This is a genomic window from Sphingorhabdus sp. 109, from assembly GCF_902506555.1.
In the GTDB taxonomy this organism is placed as follows: domain Bacteria; phylum Pseudomonadota; class Alphaproteobacteria; order Sphingomonadales; family Sphingomonadaceae; genus Parasphingorhabdus.
On the sequence record NZ_LR732707.1, the window covers coordinates 248,347 to 262,780 of the forward strand.

Annotated in this window: 24 protein-coding genes and 1 pseudogene; all 25 read left to right on the top strand. The window is 56.0% G+C overall.

Features of this window, described 5'->3' with window-relative positions:
• Window positions 1-95: 95 nt before the first annotated feature.
• On the top strand, window positions 96-1,286 hold the full coding sequence (tuf, locus tag BOSE62_RS01185) for an elongation factor Tu (RefSeq protein WP_159640626.1): 1,191 nt from the start codon (window positions 96-98) through the stop codon (window positions 1,284-1,286).
• Between the two features lie 122 nt (window positions 1,287-1,408).
• Window positions 1,409-1,720: a 30S ribosomal protein S10 gene (gene rpsJ, locus BOSE62_RS01190; RefSeq protein ID WP_066744965.1), complete on the top strand. Its 312-nt coding sequence runs from the start codon at window positions 1,409-1,411 to the stop codon at window positions 1,718-1,720.
• A gap of 194 nt (window positions 1,721-1,914) precedes the next feature.
• Window positions 1,915-2,766, top strand: a complete 852-nt coding sequence (gene rplC, locus BOSE62_RS01195; RefSeq protein WP_159640629.1) for a 50S ribosomal protein L3 — start codon at window positions 1,915-1,917, stop codon at window positions 2,764-2,766.
• Window positions 2,767-2,769: 3 nt separating this feature from the next.
• Window positions 2,770-3,396, top strand: a complete 627-nt coding sequence (rplD, locus tag BOSE62_RS01200) for a 50S ribosomal protein L4 (RefSeq protein ID WP_159640632.1) — start codon at window positions 2,770-2,772, stop codon at window positions 3,394-3,396.
• Window positions 3,389-3,697: a 50S ribosomal protein L23 gene (locus BOSE62_RS01205; RefSeq protein ID WP_067198324.1), complete on the top strand. Its 309-nt coding sequence runs from the start codon at window positions 3,389-3,391 to the stop codon at window positions 3,695-3,697. Before rplD ends, BOSE62_RS01205 begins: the two co-directional genes overlap by 8 nt.
• Window positions 3,698-3,703: 6 nt before the next feature.
• Window positions 3,704-4,540: a 50S ribosomal protein L2 gene (gene rplB, locus BOSE62_RS01210; protein ID WP_159640635.1), complete on the top strand. Its 837-nt coding sequence runs from the start codon at window positions 3,704-3,706 to the stop codon at window positions 4,538-4,540.
• Window positions 4,541-4,542: 2 nt separating this feature from the next.
• Window positions 4,543-4,818, top strand: coding sequence for a 30S ribosomal protein S19 (gene rpsS / locus BOSE62_RS01215; protein ID WP_089132919.1), 276 nt, complete (start codon window positions 4,543-4,545; stop codon window positions 4,816-4,818).
• On the top strand, window positions 4,818-5,201 hold the full coding sequence (rplV, locus tag BOSE62_RS01220) for a 50S ribosomal protein L22 (RefSeq protein WP_159640638.1): 384 nt from the start codon (window positions 4,818-4,820) through the stop codon (window positions 5,199-5,201). The genes rpsS and rplV overlap by 1 nt, the downstream gene beginning before the upstream one ends.
• Before the next feature lie 2 nt (window positions 5,202-5,203).
• Window positions 5,204-5,905: a 30S ribosomal protein S3 gene (rpsC, locus tag BOSE62_RS01225; protein ID WP_159640641.1), complete on the top strand. Its 702-nt coding sequence runs from the start codon at window positions 5,204-5,206 to the stop codon at window positions 5,903-5,905.
• A 24-nt stretch (window positions 5,906-5,929) separates the two neighbouring features.
• Window positions 5,930-6,361 (top strand): 50S ribosomal protein L16, encoded by a 432-nt coding sequence (gene rplP / locus BOSE62_RS01230; RefSeq protein ID WP_159640644.1) that lies wholly within the window; start codon window positions 5,930-5,932, stop codon window positions 6,359-6,361.
• Window positions 6,362-6,366: 5 nt separating this feature from the next.
• Window positions 6,367-6,585, top strand: coding sequence for a 50S ribosomal protein L29 (gene rpmC, locus BOSE62_RS01235; protein WP_159640647.1), 219 nt, complete (start codon window positions 6,367-6,369; stop codon window positions 6,583-6,585).
• 9 nt (window positions 6,586-6,594) lie between these two features.
• Window positions 6,595-6,837 (top strand): annotated as a pseudogene (rpsQ, locus tag BOSE62_RS01240) (30S ribosomal protein S17); the annotation flags it as partial.
• A gap of 185 nt (window positions 6,838-7,022) precedes the next feature.
• Window positions 7,023-7,391: a 50S ribosomal protein L14 gene (rplN, locus tag BOSE62_RS01245; protein WP_089132913.1), complete on the top strand. Its 369-nt coding sequence runs from the start codon at window positions 7,023-7,025 to the stop codon at window positions 7,389-7,391.
• A gap of 2 nt (window positions 7,392-7,393) precedes the next feature.
• Window positions 7,394-7,717 (top strand): 50S ribosomal protein L24, encoded by a 324-nt coding sequence (rplX, locus tag BOSE62_RS01250; protein ID WP_089132912.1) that lies wholly within the window; start codon window positions 7,394-7,396, stop codon window positions 7,715-7,717.
• On the top strand, window positions 7,710-8,297 hold the full coding sequence (rplE, locus tag BOSE62_RS01255; RefSeq protein WP_159640653.1) for a 50S ribosomal protein L5: 588 nt from the start codon (window positions 7,710-7,712) through the stop codon (window positions 8,295-8,297). The genes rplX and rplE overlap by 8 nt, the downstream gene beginning before the upstream one ends.
• 37 nt (window positions 8,298-8,334) lie before the next feature.
• Entirely contained in the window at window positions 8,335-8,640 is a 306-nt protein-coding gene (gene rpsN, locus BOSE62_RS01260) for a 30S ribosomal protein S14 (protein WP_159640656.1), read from the top strand.
• 12 nt (window positions 8,641-8,652) lie between these two features.
• Window positions 8,653-9,048 (top strand): 30S ribosomal protein S8, encoded by a 396-nt coding sequence (gene rpsH, locus BOSE62_RS01265; protein ID WP_067198345.1) that lies wholly within the window; start codon window positions 8,653-8,655, stop codon window positions 9,046-9,048.
• Between the two features lie 2 nt (window positions 9,049-9,050).
• Window positions 9,051-9,584, top strand: a complete 534-nt coding sequence (gene rplF, locus BOSE62_RS01270; protein WP_159640659.1) for a 50S ribosomal protein L6 — start codon at window positions 9,051-9,053, stop codon at window positions 9,582-9,584.
• Window positions 9,585-9,587: 3 nt separating this feature from the next.
• Window positions 9,588-9,941, top strand: a complete 354-nt coding sequence (rplR, locus tag BOSE62_RS01275) for a 50S ribosomal protein L18 (protein WP_159640662.1) — start codon at window positions 9,588-9,590, stop codon at window positions 9,939-9,941.
• 1 nt (window position 9,942) lies between these two features.
• The gene (gene rpsE, locus BOSE62_RS01280) at window positions 9,943-10,704 is read left to right on the top strand and encodes a 30S ribosomal protein S5 (RefSeq protein WP_159640665.1); all 762 of its coding nucleotides are present in this window, start codon (window positions 9,943-9,945) and stop codon (window positions 10,702-10,704) included.
• 6 nt (window positions 10,705-10,710) lie between these two features.
• A complete protein-coding gene (gene rpmD, locus BOSE62_RS01285) occupies window positions 10,711-10,887 on the top strand; it encodes a 50S ribosomal protein L30 (protein ID WP_089132907.1) in 177 nt (58 codons plus the stop codon).
• Between the two features lie 67 nt (window positions 10,888-10,954).
• Complete coding sequence (gene rplO / locus BOSE62_RS01290) at window positions 10,955-11,509, top strand: 50S ribosomal protein L15 (RefSeq protein WP_159640668.1); 555 nt, start codon at window positions 10,955-10,957, stop codon at window positions 11,507-11,509.
• Between the two features lie 199 nt (window positions 11,510-11,708).
• Window positions 11,709-13,082: a preprotein translocase subunit SecY gene (gene secY, locus BOSE62_RS01295; RefSeq protein ID WP_159640671.1), complete on the top strand. Its 1,374-nt coding sequence runs from the start codon at window positions 11,709-11,711 to the stop codon at window positions 13,080-13,082.
• Window positions 13,083-13,126: 44 nt separating this feature from the next.
• A complete protein-coding gene (locus tag BOSE62_RS01300) occupies window positions 13,127-13,774 on the top strand; it encodes an adenylate kinase (RefSeq protein ID WP_159640674.1) in 648 nt (215 codons plus the stop codon).
• A 23-nt stretch (window positions 13,775-13,797) separates the two neighbouring features.
• Complete coding sequence (locus BOSE62_RS01305) at window positions 13,798-14,424, top strand: hypothetical protein (RefSeq protein WP_159640677.1); 627 nt, start codon at window positions 13,798-13,800, stop codon at window positions 14,422-14,424.
• Window positions 14,425-14,434: the final 10 nt, after the last annotated feature.

The window sequence follows — 14,434 nt, forward strand, 5'->3', positions numbered from 1 at the left end:
CCCCCGACCGGCAAAAGGGTGTTGACAGAATTAGAGAGTCTCGCCAAAGCGCGGCGCAGACTATCAAGACGATAGAAAATCAGAGGTAATATAAAATGGCTAAAGAGAAGTTTGAGCGCAACAAGCCGCACTGCAACATCGGCACCATCGGTCATGTTGACCACGGTAAAACGACGTTGACCGCGGCGATCACCAAGGTTCTTGCTGAAACCACCGGCGGTGCAGCAGTGGACTTCGCAAATATCGACAAGGCTCCTGAAGAGCGTGAGCGCGGCATCACCATTTCGACCGCGCACGTCGAATATGAAACCGAAGCTCGCCACTATGCGCACGTCGATTGCCCAGGCCATGCTGACTATGTTAAAAACATGATCACCGGCGCGGCGCAGATGGACGGCGCCATTCTCGTGGTTAACGCTGCCGACGGCCCGATGCCACAGACCCGCGAGCACATCCTGCTCGCTCGTCAGGTTGGTGTTCCGGCGCTGGTTGTTTTCATGAACAAGGTTGATCAGGTCGACGACGAAGAGCTGCTCGAGCTGGTTGAAATGGAAATCCGCGAATTGCTTTCGTCTTACGATTTTGACGGCGACAATATTCCAATCGTTGCTGGTTCTGCACTGGCTGCGCTGGAAGGCCGCGACGACAATATCGGCAAGGAAAAAATCCTTGAACTGATGAAGGCCGTTGATGAATTCATTCCTCAGCCAGAGCGTCCGGTTGACCAGGACTTCCTGATGCCAATCGAAGACGTGTTCTCGATCTCGGGTCGTGGTACGGTTGTTACCGGCCGTGTCGAAACCGGCATTGTGAATGTTGGCGACGAGTGTGAAATCGTCGGTATCAAGGATACCACGAAGACCACTGTTACCGGTGTAGAAATGTTCCGCAAGCTGCTCGACTCCGGTCAGGCTGGCGACAATATTGGTGCTTTGATCCGTGGTGTTGACCGTGATGCGGTTGAGCGTGGCCAGGTTCTCTGCAAGCCGGGTTCGATTACCCCGCACACCGAGTTCTCGGCTGAAGTTTACGTGCTGTCGAAAGACGAGGGTGGCCGTCATACGCCTTTCTTCGCCAACTATCGTCCGCAGTTCTACTTCCGCACGACTGACGTGACCGGCGAAGTGATCCTTCCCGAAGGCACCGAAATGGTCATGCCTGGTGACAATGTCACCATCGGCGTGAAACTCATTGCTCCAATCGCCATGGATCCAGGTCTCCGCTTCGCTATTCGCGAAGGTGGACGTACCGTTGGATCAGGGGTTGTCAGCAACGTAACAAAGTAATATAGGAACGCCTCGCTGCCCGGATCGGTGATTCGGGCAGCCAGTTTTTTCGCCGCTCCGGCCGTTTTCAGTAGAAAATCGGAGCGGTTTATTTTTGGCTCTTTGACATTGGTAACAGGTACATGGAAACGCAAAATATTCGCATTCGCTTGAAGGCATTCGATCATCGGGTTCTCGATCAAGCGACCGGCGATATCGCTGACACCGCTCGCCGCACTGGCGCGCTCATCCGTGGACCGATACCTTTGCCAACGCACATTGAAAAATTCACCGTTAACCGCGGACCGCACGTCGATAAAAAGTCGCGTGAGCAGTTCGAGGTGCGGACCTATAAACGGCTGCTCGACATCGTGCAGCCCACGCCGCAGACGGTCGATGCTTTGATGAAGCTTGACCTCGCTGCTGGTGTAAACGTCGAGATCAAACTGGCCTGAGCCAGCTGATCTGGCATCTCCGCCCAGGCGGAGAATGGACAGCGACAGGATACCGCCGGATTTAACCGGGCAGCGTCCTCCGTCTCGTTCCGGACTTTCCGGAACAATTACAGCCCGGACGGGGTGACGCATGACAATTTGGGCTGGCAAGCCGGACGAAATGGTTCGTTCGGCCTCTGTGAAGGAGATTGATCGTGCGTACAGGCGTGATCGCGAAGAAAATGGGGATGACCCGCTTGTTTCAGGAAGATGGTCGGCATGTGCCGGTTACCGTTCTTTCCCTGGAAGAATGTCAGGTTGTTGGAGCCCGCAATCAGGAACGTGATGGCTATTTTGCCGTTCAGCTTGGTGCCGGTGCCCGTAAAGCGAAAAATGTAAACAAGCCACAGCGTGAAGCTTTCGCCAAGGCGGAAGTCGAGCCAAAAGCACGGGTTGCCGAATTCCGGGTCGATAGCGAAGACGCTTTGCTCCCCATCGGTGCTACCGTAACTGCTGACCATTTCATTGCCGGCCAGATGGTCGATATCCAGGGTGTTACCCAGGGCAAGGGCTTTGCCGGTGCGATGAAGCGCTGGGGTTTCGGCGGTATGCGTGCAACTCACGGTGTTTCCATCTCTCACCGTGCGCACGGTTCTACTGGTCAGAACCAGGATCCGGGCAAGGTGTTCAAGGGCAAGAAGATGGCCGGTCACATGGGTGCGCGCAATCGCACGCAACAGAATCTGGAAATCGTCCGGACAGACGCTGATCGCGGCCTGATCTTTGTGCGCGGCAGCGTCCCCGGTTCAAAGGGTGGCTGGCTGCTGGTCAAGGACGCCGTCAAGGTTGCTCTTCCCGAAGGCGTTCCATTCCCCGGTGCCATGCGCCGCAATGCGGATGAAACGGCGACCGAAGATGCGCCTGCCGGCATGATCGAGGCGGATGCAGCGATTGAAGCGCCTGCTGGTCCAACCGATGCAGAAGTAGCGGCGGCAGCCGACGCTCCCGCGGAAAAGCCTGCTGACGAGAAATCCGATGCCGCAGATGATGCAGGGAAGGAGGGCTAAGCCATGAAATTGAAAGTGAAAACCCTCGACGCGAAGGCCAAGGGCGACATCGAATTGAACGATGACGTATTCGGCATCGAAGCGCGTGCAGATATTCTTCACCGTGTCGTCAACTGGCAGCGTGAGAAAGCGCGCGGAACGGCTCGTCCGACCCGCGAGCGTTCGGACATTGCCCGTACCGGCAAGAAGTTCGGCAATCAGAAGGGCGGCGGTACCGCTCGTCACGGCGATCGTCGCGCCCCTATCTTCATCGGTGGTGGTAAGGCTCACGGTGCGCGCAAGCGTGATTTCAATCCTTCGCTGAACAAGAAAGTTCGCGCGCTGGGTCTGAAAATGGCGCTGAGCGACAAACTGAAGAACGACAATCTGATCGTGCTTGAAAATATCGAGCTGAAGGAAGCCAAGACACAGGCGCTCCTGGCCAATATCGCAAAGCTCGGTTTCGGCAAGTCGGCCCTGATCATGGATGGTGACACTGTTAACGACGCTTTCTCGAAAGCTTCGAGCAACATTCCCCGTGTCAATGTGATGCCTGCTGCCGGTGCCAATGTTTATGACATTCTGAACCATGAAACCCTGGTGCTGACGCGCGCAGCGGTAGAAAAGCTGGAGGCGCGCTTCAATGGCTAAAAAAGAAGCTGTCGATATCCGTCATTATGACGTAATTGTCGGCCCGCACATCACCGAGAAATCGACCTTGCTCAGCGAACATAATGCTGTGGTGTTCAAGGTTGCGAACACCGCAACCAAGCCGCAGATCAAGGCAGCCATCGAGGCGTTGTTTGATGTCAAAGTCAAGAACGTCAATACGCTGGTGCAAAAGGGCAAGACCAAGAAGTGGAAGGGGCGTCCCTACACTCGCAACGACATCAAGAAGGCTGTTGTCACCCTGGCTGAAGGCCAGACCATTGACATCACCACGGGAGTTTAAGGGCACATGGCATTAAAATCCTATAAACCGACAAGCCCCGCCCGGCGTGGTCTTATCCTGGTCGACAAGAGCGGCCTGTGGAAAGGCAAGCCTGTCAAGAAGCTTGTTGAAGGCAAGAACAAGACGGGTGGCCGGAACAACAAGGGTCATGTCACCTCGCGCGGCATCGCCGGTGGCCATAAGCAGAAATATCGTCTCGTCGATTTCAAGCGGCGCAAATGGGATATGGCTGCGACGGTAGAGCGGATCGAATATGATCCCAACCGCACCGCCTTTATCGCGCTGATCAAATATGACGACGGCGAACTGGCCTATATTCTCGCGCCACAGCGTCTTGACGTTGGTGACAGCGTGGTTGCCGGCAAGAAAACCGACGTGAAGCCCGGCAACGCCATGTTGCTGTCGCAGATGCCGGTTGGCACGATCGTTCACAATGTTGAAATGAAGCCAGGCAAGGGTGGGCAGATTGCCCGCTCGGCTGGTGCCTATGTCCAGATCGTCGGTCGTGACCGCGGTATGGTTATCGTTCGGCTGAAAAGCGGCGAGCAGCGCTATCTTCGTTCCGACTGCATGGCGACCGTTGGTGCGGTTTCCAACCCGGACAATTCGAACCAGAATTTCGGCAAGGCAGGCCGTACCCGCTGGAAGGGACGTCGTCCTCTTACCCGCGGTGTTGCGAAAAACCCAGTCGATCACCCGCATGGTGGTGGTGAAGGCCGGACTTCCGGTGGTCGTCATCCGGTTACCCCATGGGGCAAACCAACCAAGGGTGCTCGTACCCGTAGCAACAAGTCGACTGACAAGATGATCATCCGGTCGCGTCACGCGAAGAAGAAGAGGTAAGCATGGCTCGTTCCATCAAAAAAGGTCCGTTTGTTGACCTCCACCTGCTGAAAAAAGCGCAGACTGCGCAGGAAAACAACGCACGTGCGCCGATCAAGACCTGGTCGCGTCGTTCAACCGTTTTGCCTGACTTCGTCGGCTTGACCTTCAGCGTTTACAACGGTCAGAAATTCATTCCGGTTTCGGTCAATGAAGACATGGTCGGTCACAAGCTTGGCGAGTTCGCTCCAACGCGGAACTACTACGGCCACGGCGCTGACAAAAAAGGCAAGAAATAATGGGTAAGGCATCATCACCCCGCCGTGTTGGCGACAATGAAGCTTTGGCTGTAGGCAATTCCATCCGTGGTTCTGCCCAGAAGCTCAACTTGGTTGCGCAACTGATCCGTGGCAAGAAAGCGGAAGACGCACTGAACATTCTGTCCTTCTCCAAAAAGGCGATGGCCAAGGATGTCAGCAAGGTTCTCGCTTCAGCTATCGCCAATGCCGAGAATAATCACAATCTGGATGTCGACGCTTTGATCGTTCACGAAGCAAGCGTTGGCAAGTCGATCACGATGAAGCGCTGGAAAGCGCGGGCACGTGGCCGTTCAGCCAAGATTATCAAGCCATTTAGCCGCGTTCGCATCGTTGTCCGCGAGCATGAAGAGGAAGAGGCGTAACCATGGGTCAAAAGAGCAATCCTATCGGGCTTCGCCTGCAGATCAACCGGACCTGGGACAGCCGCTGGTACGCGGAAGGTTCCAATTATGGCGACCTCTTGATGGAAGACATCAAGATGCGCAAATATATCTTCGAAACCCTGCCTCAGGCAGCGATCTCGAAGGTTGTGATCGAGCGTCCGGCCAAAACCTGCCGCGTTTCCATTTACGCTGCCCGTCCCGGTGTTATCATCGGCAAAAAAGGCGCGGATATTGAAAAGCTGCGCCGCAAGCTGAGCGAAATGTCGTCTGGCGACGTTTCCCTGAACATCGTTGAAATCCGCAAGCCGGAAGTTGACGCAAAGCTGGTAGCGCAGGGCATCGGTGATCAGCTGATCCGCCGCGTTGCTTTCCGTCGTGCCATGAAGCGCGCGGTTCAGTCGGCTCTGCGTCTCGGCGCCGAAGGTATCAAGATCGTTTGCGGTGGTCGTCTTGGCGGAGCAGAAATTGCCCGCGTTGAATGGTATCGTGAAGGCCGCGTGCCGCTGCATACGCTGCGCGCCAATATCGACTATGCTGAATATGAAGCGCTCACCGCTTACGGCATCATCGGTATCAAGGTCTGGATTTTCAAAGGCGAGATATTGGGTCACGACCCGATGGCTCAGGACCGGTTGAATGTTGAAGCACAGACGTCCGGCGTCCGTCCGCAGCACCAACGTTGATTTTTGAGGAATAGGTAGAGCATCATGCTGCAACCCAAGAAACATAAGTTCCGCAAGGCTTTCAAAGGCCGGATTAAAGGCAAGGCCCCTGGTGGCACCAGCCTGAACTTCGGTAGCTATGGCCTGAAAGCCATGGAGCCTGACCGGATTACCGCGCGTCAGATCGAGGCGGCTCGCCGTGCGATCACGCGTCACATCAAGCGTCAGGGCCGGTTGTGGATCCGGGTATTTCCGGATGTGCCAGTGTCCAAGAAGCCTGCCGAAGTTCGTCAGGGTAAGGGTAAGGGCTCGGTTGAATATTGGGCTGCTCGGGTAAAACCAGGCCGGATTCTGTTCGAACTGGACGGCGTTCCCGGACCGATTGCAGCAATTGCTTTCGAGCGGGCGGCGATGAAGCTCCCGATCAAGACAAAGGTTGTGGCTCGCCTCGGCGATACGTCACATCTGGAAGGTTAAGCTAGATGAGCATGAAAACTGAAGATTTGCGGACCAAAACCGACGATCAGCTCGAGACCGAACTGGGCGAACTGAAGCGTGAGGCCTTTAACCTGCGCTTTCAGGCTGCGACCAATCAGCTCGAAAAACCAAGCCGGACGCGGGAAGTGCGTCGCACGATTGCCCGGATCAAAACATTGCAGACCGAGCGTGCAAACGCGGCTGCTGCAGAAGCTAAGGCGTAAGGAACCGATATGCCAAAACGTATTCTCACCGGCACGGTCGTGTCAGACAAGGGCGACAAAACCGTTGTCGTTAATGTCGAGCGCAAGGTGAAGCACCCGCTTTACGGGAAAATCATCCGGCGTTCGAAGAAATATCACGCCCATGACGAGAACAACGAGATGAGCATGGGGGAAACCGTGCGCATTGAGGAAACCCGTCCGATTTCCAAGTTGAAGACCTGGAAAGTACTGGAGCGGGTCGGCGCGGCAGCCGGCGTCGCAACGCCGACCGTGAGCGAAATTACGGCCGGGGATCCCAAGGACGAGAAAGTCAAGGCTCCGGAAAAGCCGGAAGCTGAAGCGGCCGCGGGCGAATAATTTAGAATATCCCGGATCTGCCGGGATGACGAAGTAGGAAACGCCTGGCTAGCCGGGTATATGAAGAAGGAATTGGATCCATGATCCAGATGCAATCGAACCTGGAGGTCGCTGACAATAGTGGCGCCAAACGCGTGCAGTGCATCAAGGTGCTGGGCGGCTCGAAGCGTCGCTTTGCCGGCGTCGGCGACATCATTGTCGTGTCGATCAAGGAAGCAGCGCCGCGTGGCAAGGTCAAGAAGGGCGACGTTCACCGCGCGGTGATCGTTCGCACCAAGAAGGACATCCGTCGTAAGGATGGTTCTGTCATTCGGTTCGACAGCAATGCTGCGGTTTTGGTGAACAACAACCAGGAGCCAATCGGCACCCGTATTTTTGGCCCCGTGGTTCGTGAACTGCGTGCGAAAAAGCATATGAAAATCATCAGCCTTGCGCCGGAGGTACTTTAATCATGGCCAATGCAAAAATCAAAAAAGGCGATACCGTCGTTGTTCTGTCCGGCAAGGACAAGGGCAAGTCGGGCGAAGTCACCAAAGTGATGCCGAAAGATGACAAGGTCATCGTTTCCGGTGTGAACATCGCTGTTCGTCACCGCAAGCCGACCCAGGCTAATCCCCAGGGTGGCCTCGAGCGACGCGAAGCGGCGATGCACATCAGCAAAGTGGCTGTGGCGGATCCGAAAGACGGCAAGCCGACCCGCGTCAGATTTGAAAAGACAGAAGACGGCAAGATGCAGCGTATCGCTGTAAAGTCCGGGGAGAAAGTCGATGGCTGATAAAAAATATATCCCCCGCATGCGCAAGAAATATGACGATGAAATCGTCAAGGCGATGCAGGAAAAGTTCAACTACACCAACCCTATGGAAGTCCCCCGGATTACCATGGTCACCATCAACATGGGTGTTGGCGAAGGTAGTCAGGACAAGAAGAAGGTTGCCAGTGCTGCAGCCGAAATGGAACTGATTGCCGGCCAGAAACCGGTAATCACCAAGGCGAAAAACTCGATCGCAACGTTCAAATTGCGCGAAGGTATGCCGATCGGCTGCAAGGTCAATCTGCGTCGGGAACGGATGTACGAATTTCTCGATCGTCTGGTAACCGTTGCCATGCCTCGCATCCGGGATTTCAGGGGTCTGAATCCGAAGAGCTTCGACGGACGTGGCAATTTTGCCATGGGCCTGAAAGAGCAGATCATTTTCCCCGAGATCGCCTATGACAACATTGATGTTGTTCGCGGCATGGACGTGATTGTGACGACTACAGCAAAAACAGACGACGAGGCGCGTGCGCTTCTGGCGTTGTTTGGTTTCCCGTTCCCCAAAGAGGAACAATCGGAAGAAAAAGAAGCCGCGTAAGCGTGCTTCATTATACGGAAGGACGAGAACTTAAGTCATGGCGAAACTGAGTTCCATTAACAGAAACGAAAAACGCAAGCGGATGGTGAAAAAATACGCCGGCCGTTATGCGAAACTGAAAGCGATGGCAGCAGACGAGTCTCTCGACGAGACCGATCGTCTGATGGCGCGCCTCAAGATGGCGGAAATACCGCGGAACGCGAACCCAACCCGCGTACGCAACCGCTGTGAAACCACAGGACGTCCGCGCGGTTACTATCGCAAGTTCCGCCTGTGCCGCATCGAGCTGAGAGACATGGCCAATAAAGGTCTGATTCCCGGCGTAACGAAATCAAGCTGGTAAGGGAGAGATAATATGGCTTTTACCGATCCCTTGGGTGACATGCTCACCCGTATCCGTAACGGACAACAGGCTCGCAAGGACAGCGTTGTTACGCCTGCGTCCAAATTGCGCGGTGCCGTCCTCGAAGTGCTGCAGCGCGAAGGTTATATTCGCGGATACAGCGAAGAAGAGGTCAACAAGCACCCCGGTCTGCGGATTGAACTGAAATATTTTGAAGGCCAGCCGGCAATTCGCCACGTGGCTCGTGTTTCAAAGCCTGGTCGTCGTGTCTATAGCGGTTCGGAAGATCTGCCACGGGTGCGCAACGGCTTGGGCATAACAATCGTATCGACGCCACAAGGTGTTCTCTCTGACGCGGAAGCGCGACAGGCGAAGGTCGGCGGCGAAGTACTGGCTGAGGTATTCTAATCATGTCCCGTATTGGCAAAAAATCAGTGGCTATTCCGGACGGCGTCACCGCTGTCATGGAAGATGGTCTGGTCAAGGTCAAAGGTCCTAAGGGCGAGCTTTCGACCCCGATGGTTGATGACCTGACCTATGAATTGAGCGATGGCGGTTTGCAGGTTATGCCGGCGAACAAGTCGAAAACCGCACGCGCTTTCTGGGGCATGCAGCGCACTCTGGTCCAGAACCTGGTCGAAGGCGTTACCGACGGCTTTACCAAGGTGCTGGAAATCAACGGCGTTGGTTATCGTGCCGCGGTCCAGGGCAAGACCCTGAACCTGCAACTCGGCTACAGCCATGACGTTAATTTCGCGATCCCGGACGGTATCACGGTTAAGACACCGGATCAGACGACGATCGAGATCTCCGGCATGGACAAACAGCAGGTTGGCCAGGTCGCAGCCGAAATTCGGCGCTGGCGCAAGCCCGAGCCGTATAAAGGCAAAGGCATCAAATATCGCGGCGAATATATTTTCCGCAAAGAAGGGAAGAAGAAATAAGCCATGGCGAATATTTCTCAGTTCAAACGGCGCCAGCAACGCGTACGCAGCAAATTGCGCAAGCGCGGGCTCTCAAAGCCTCGTTTGTCCGTGCATCGCACGAGCCGGCATATCTATGCCCAGGTTATTGACGATGCCGAGGGCAAAACGCTGGCTTCCGCTTCGACCATCGACAAGGCGTCCAAAGTCAAAACCGGCGCGGATAGCAAAGCTGCGGCCGATGTCGGCAAGCGCGTTGCCGAAGCAGCCCAGAAGGCGGGCGTTAAAGAAGTAATTTTTGACCGTGGCGGTTTTCTGTTTCACGGACGTGTGAAGGCTCTGGCCGACGCAGCACGTGAAGGCGGATTGGAGTTTTAATATGGCTGATGACAAAACAACACCAGAAGGCGCGGCGCAGCCGGGTACAACTGGCGAAGGCAATCAGCCTGAAGCAGCTGTAGCACCCGAAGCCAAAACCGGTGGTCCGGAGCGTCAGTCGCGCGGCGGAAACCGTGGCGGCGGTCGCGATAACCGTGGTGGCGGACGTGACAATCGTGGCGGCGGCCGTGGCCGTGGTGGTCGTGGTGGACGCGACAATGACGGCGGCGAAGAGCTGATCGAGAAACTGGTTCACATCAACCGCGTTTCGAAAACGGTCAAGGGCGGTAAACGCTTTGGCTTTGCTGCGCTGGTTGTGGTTGGCGACGGCAAGGGCCGCGCCGGCTTCGGTAAGGGCAAGGCGCGCGAAGTGCCGGAAGCCATTACCAAGGCAACCGCTGCAGCGAAAAAGTCGATGGTTCGTGTGCCGCTGCGCGAAGGCCGGACACTGCACCATGACGGTACTGGCCACTTCGGTGCCGGTAACGTGACCGTGCGCTCGGCGCCTCCGGGAACCGGTATCATTGCCGGCGGTCCTATGCGTGCCGTATTCGAAAGCCTTGGCGTTTCCGACGTTGTGACCAAGTCCAACGGCACCGCCAATCCTTATAACATGATCCGCGCAACCTTTGCCGCACTGGCCGATCAGTCCAGCCCGAAAGCCGTGTCCCAGCGACGTGGCAAGAAGGTTACTGACCTGTTGGCGCGTGCTGGTGGCTCGGCCGCTGAAGTGGCAGCCGATGCCGCTGCAGTTACGGAGTAATCTCTGATGGCGAAAATTAAGATCAAGCAGATTGGTTCACCGATCCGTCGTCCTGAAGTTCAGCGCAAAACGCTGATCGGTCTGGGTCTCAACAAGATGCACCGCGTATCCGAACTGGAAGATACACCAGAGGTTCGCGGCATGATCGGCAAAGTCCATCATCTTGTAGAAGTTCTGGATTAACCCGTCTCCGTCTCGCGTCGCGGGGCGGTAATGACAGTGCGAATAAAAGCGAAAGCGAGTACCCGATATGAAACTCAACGAAATCAAAGACAACGATGGCGCGCGCAAGTCACGCTTGCGTATTGGCCGCGGCATTGGCTCGGGCAAAGGCAAAACCGGCGGACGCGGTCAAAAAGGCCAGAAATCCCGTTCCGGTGTTTCGATCAACGGATTTGAAGGCGGCCAGATGCCGCTCCACATGCGTCTGCCGAAGCGTGGTTTCAACAACCCGTTCGGAACCGACTATGCGGAAGTAAACCTGGGCATGATCCAGAAGTTCATCGACAACAAAAGCCTCGATGCAAAAGGCACCATCGACCATGCAACGCTGAAGGCCGCTGGCCTGGCCCGTGGCGGCAAAGACGGCGTTCGTCTGCTTGCCAAGGGTGAATTGACGGCGAAAATCACGATTGCGGTTGCCGGTGCTTCCAAGGCTGCAGTTGCTGCGGTGGAAAAAGCGGGCGGCAAGGTAGAAATTCTTGCTGCCGGTGGCGAGCGTCGTCCGAAGGGCGAGAAAAAAGCGGTGCCTTCCAAACCTGCCCGCGAGAAAAAAGCCGCCAACAGGGCGAAAAACAAAGATTGATCTTCAAGAGGCGCTAGTTTTAGCGCCTCTTTTTCTGGCCCCTTGTTTTTGATGCGCGAACATCCGATATGGGGCGGGTTGCATAGCTGCACCGGCAGCTGTTCATCTCCGAAGATTGCAACAGGCGCAATAGTTGGGGATGGGCCTCTGCCTCCGCAGGGGCGCGTTGCAAACTAATATTGGGGCAGGGAAGTCAAGCATGGCATCAAGAGCCGATCAGGTCGCAGCTAATCTAAGCCTATCAAAATTCGGCGAAGCCACCGAGCTGCGCAAGCGTATCTGGTTTACCCTGGGGGCGCTGGTCATTTTCCGGCTGCTCAGCTTCGTTCCGTTGCCCGGTGTCGATCCGGTTGTACTGGCGGATCTCTATGATCAGACCCGCGGCGGCGTGCTCGACATTTTCAATACATTTTCCGGTGGTTCGCTCGAGCGGATGAGCCTTATCGCCCTGGGCGTCATGCCCTATATTACCGCTTCGATTGTGGTCCAGCTGGCGGCGGCGCTTTCGCCGACACTCGCTGCGGTCAAGAAAGAGGGCGAAGCCGGGCGCAAGAAACTCAACCAATATACCCGCTATGGTACGGTCGGCCTGACCGCCGTGCAGGGCTATTTCATTGCTGTCGGGCTCGAGAGCTTCGCTTCCCAGTCCGGTCTGCAGGCGGTGGTCGAACCGGGCTATATGTTCCGCATTGGCGCGGTTATCAGTCTGGTTGGCGGCACGCTCTTCCTGATGTGGCTGGGCGAACAGATTACCAGCCGCGGTATCGGCAACGGCATTTCGCTGATCATCATGGCCGGTATCGTTGCCCAGATGCCAACTTTTGTTGCCAATCTTATGGAAGGCAGCCGCACCGGCTCGATCAGCGCGCTGACGATCGTCGGCCTGATTACCATGGTTGTCGGATTGATCCTGTTCATCAGCTTCATGGAACGCGCCCAGCGACGGGTGCTGATTCAATATCCGAAGCGGGCTACCCAGCATGGTGTCATGCAGGCCGACCGGAGCCATTTGCCACTCAAGGTGAATACCGCAGGCGTTATCCCGCCGATCTTCGCTTCCTCGCTTCTGCTGATGCCGCTGACGGTCAGCCAGTTTGCCGGAAACGCGACTGCAGGGGAAACCTGGTTCGGCGATTTTGTCATCACTTTGAACCAGTATCTGGCCCATGGTCAGCCGCTCTATATGGCGCTCTATGCCGCCGGCATCATCTTCTTCTGCTTCTTCTACACCGCGGTTGTATTCAATCCGGAAGAAACCGCAGAAAATCTGAAAAAGAATGGCGGTTTCGTTCCCGGCATCCGGCCCGGCAAAAACACCGCCGACTATCTCGATTATGTACTGACCCGGATTACCGTGGTCGGTGCGGCCTATCTCGCCTTCGTCTGTGTGCTGCCGGAATATGTCATGGCCCAGACCAGCCTTCCGATCTTCTTTCTCGGCGGCACCAGTCTGTTGATTGTTGTCAATGTGACCGTCGATACGGTGACGCAGATCCAGAGCCATTTGCTGGCGTTGCAATATGGTGATCTGCTGAAGAAGGCCAAGCTCAAGGGTGGCCGGCGAAAACGCTAGACAGGCCGGTTAATCTGACTCATCATAATTTTCAGGGGACAATCATGGACATTATTTTGTTGGGACCTCCGGGTGCCGGGAAGGGGACCCAGGCCAGTCGTCTTGAAGATGAGCATGGCATGGTCCAACTGTCCACCGGTGACATGCTTCGTGCAGCGGTGAAAGCCGGCACCGAAGTCGGCAAGAAAGCCAAGGCATTGATGGATGCCGGCGCGCTGGTTCCCGACGAAGTTGTTTCCGGCATTATCGGCGACAAGCTGGATGAACTCGGTCCCGACAAGGGGGTTATCTTTGATGGCTATCCCCGGACTGCTGCGCAAGCGGAATCACTGGACGAGATATTGGCCGAGAGAGGCCGGACGCTCTCCCATGTCATCGAACTGGTGGTCGATGAAGACGCGCTGGTCGAGCGGATCGTTGGTCGCTTCACTTGCGGCAAATGCGGTGAGGGCTATCATGATAAGTTCAAGAAACCTGCTCAGGAAGGTGTCTGCGATGTCTGCGGTTCCACCGACTTCAAGCGGCGTCCGGACGACAATGAGGAAACCGTGCGTACCCGGATGCAGGAATATCGCGCAAAAACAGCACCGATTCTGCCGATCTACGAAAAGCGAGGCATCGTCCGGAAAGTCGATGGCATGGGCAGCATGGCGGAAGTAAACGAAGCGATAGAGGCGGCGCTGTCGCTTTGAACTGAACATACGGGAGACAGGGCATGGCGAAGCTGGCATTTCACGCAATATCGGGAATGGCAGCGCTGTGCAGCGTGTCCGCGGTGCAGGCGGAAGTGACCAACACCGCCGACAATGGCTTTACCGTACAGCATCAAAGTGTGATTGCCGGCGATACCGAAGCCGTGTGGAAAGCTATGATCGCGCCATCCCGATACTGGAACCCCGATCATAGCTGGTCGGGTGATGCCGAGAATTTCTATCTCGTGCCGCAGGCCGGCGGCTGCTTCTGCGAACTGATCCGGTCGACGTCGGATGACAATATCAAAAGTTCCGAGGGCAGTGTCCAGCATATGCGCGTGATTTATGCGCGAAACAACAAGATGCTCCGGCTCTCCGGCGCTCTCGGTCCGCTTCAGGGCGAGGCTGTAACCGGCACGCTGACGATGTTGTTGCAGCCGCAGGGTGACAGCACCGTCGTCCGTTTCACCTATAAAGTGGGCGGCTATATGGAATTTCCCGTCGACGAGATCGCACCGGCAGTGGATGGCGTGATCGGCGAGCAGCTGGCACGACTGTCGGCAATATTCGCCGATCCTGCCGAAGCTGGAAATGAAACATCCGTGGATACCGACGCGCCGGTTGCTGCCGAAGCGGAAGAGTCTCCCTGATTCCGGCTCA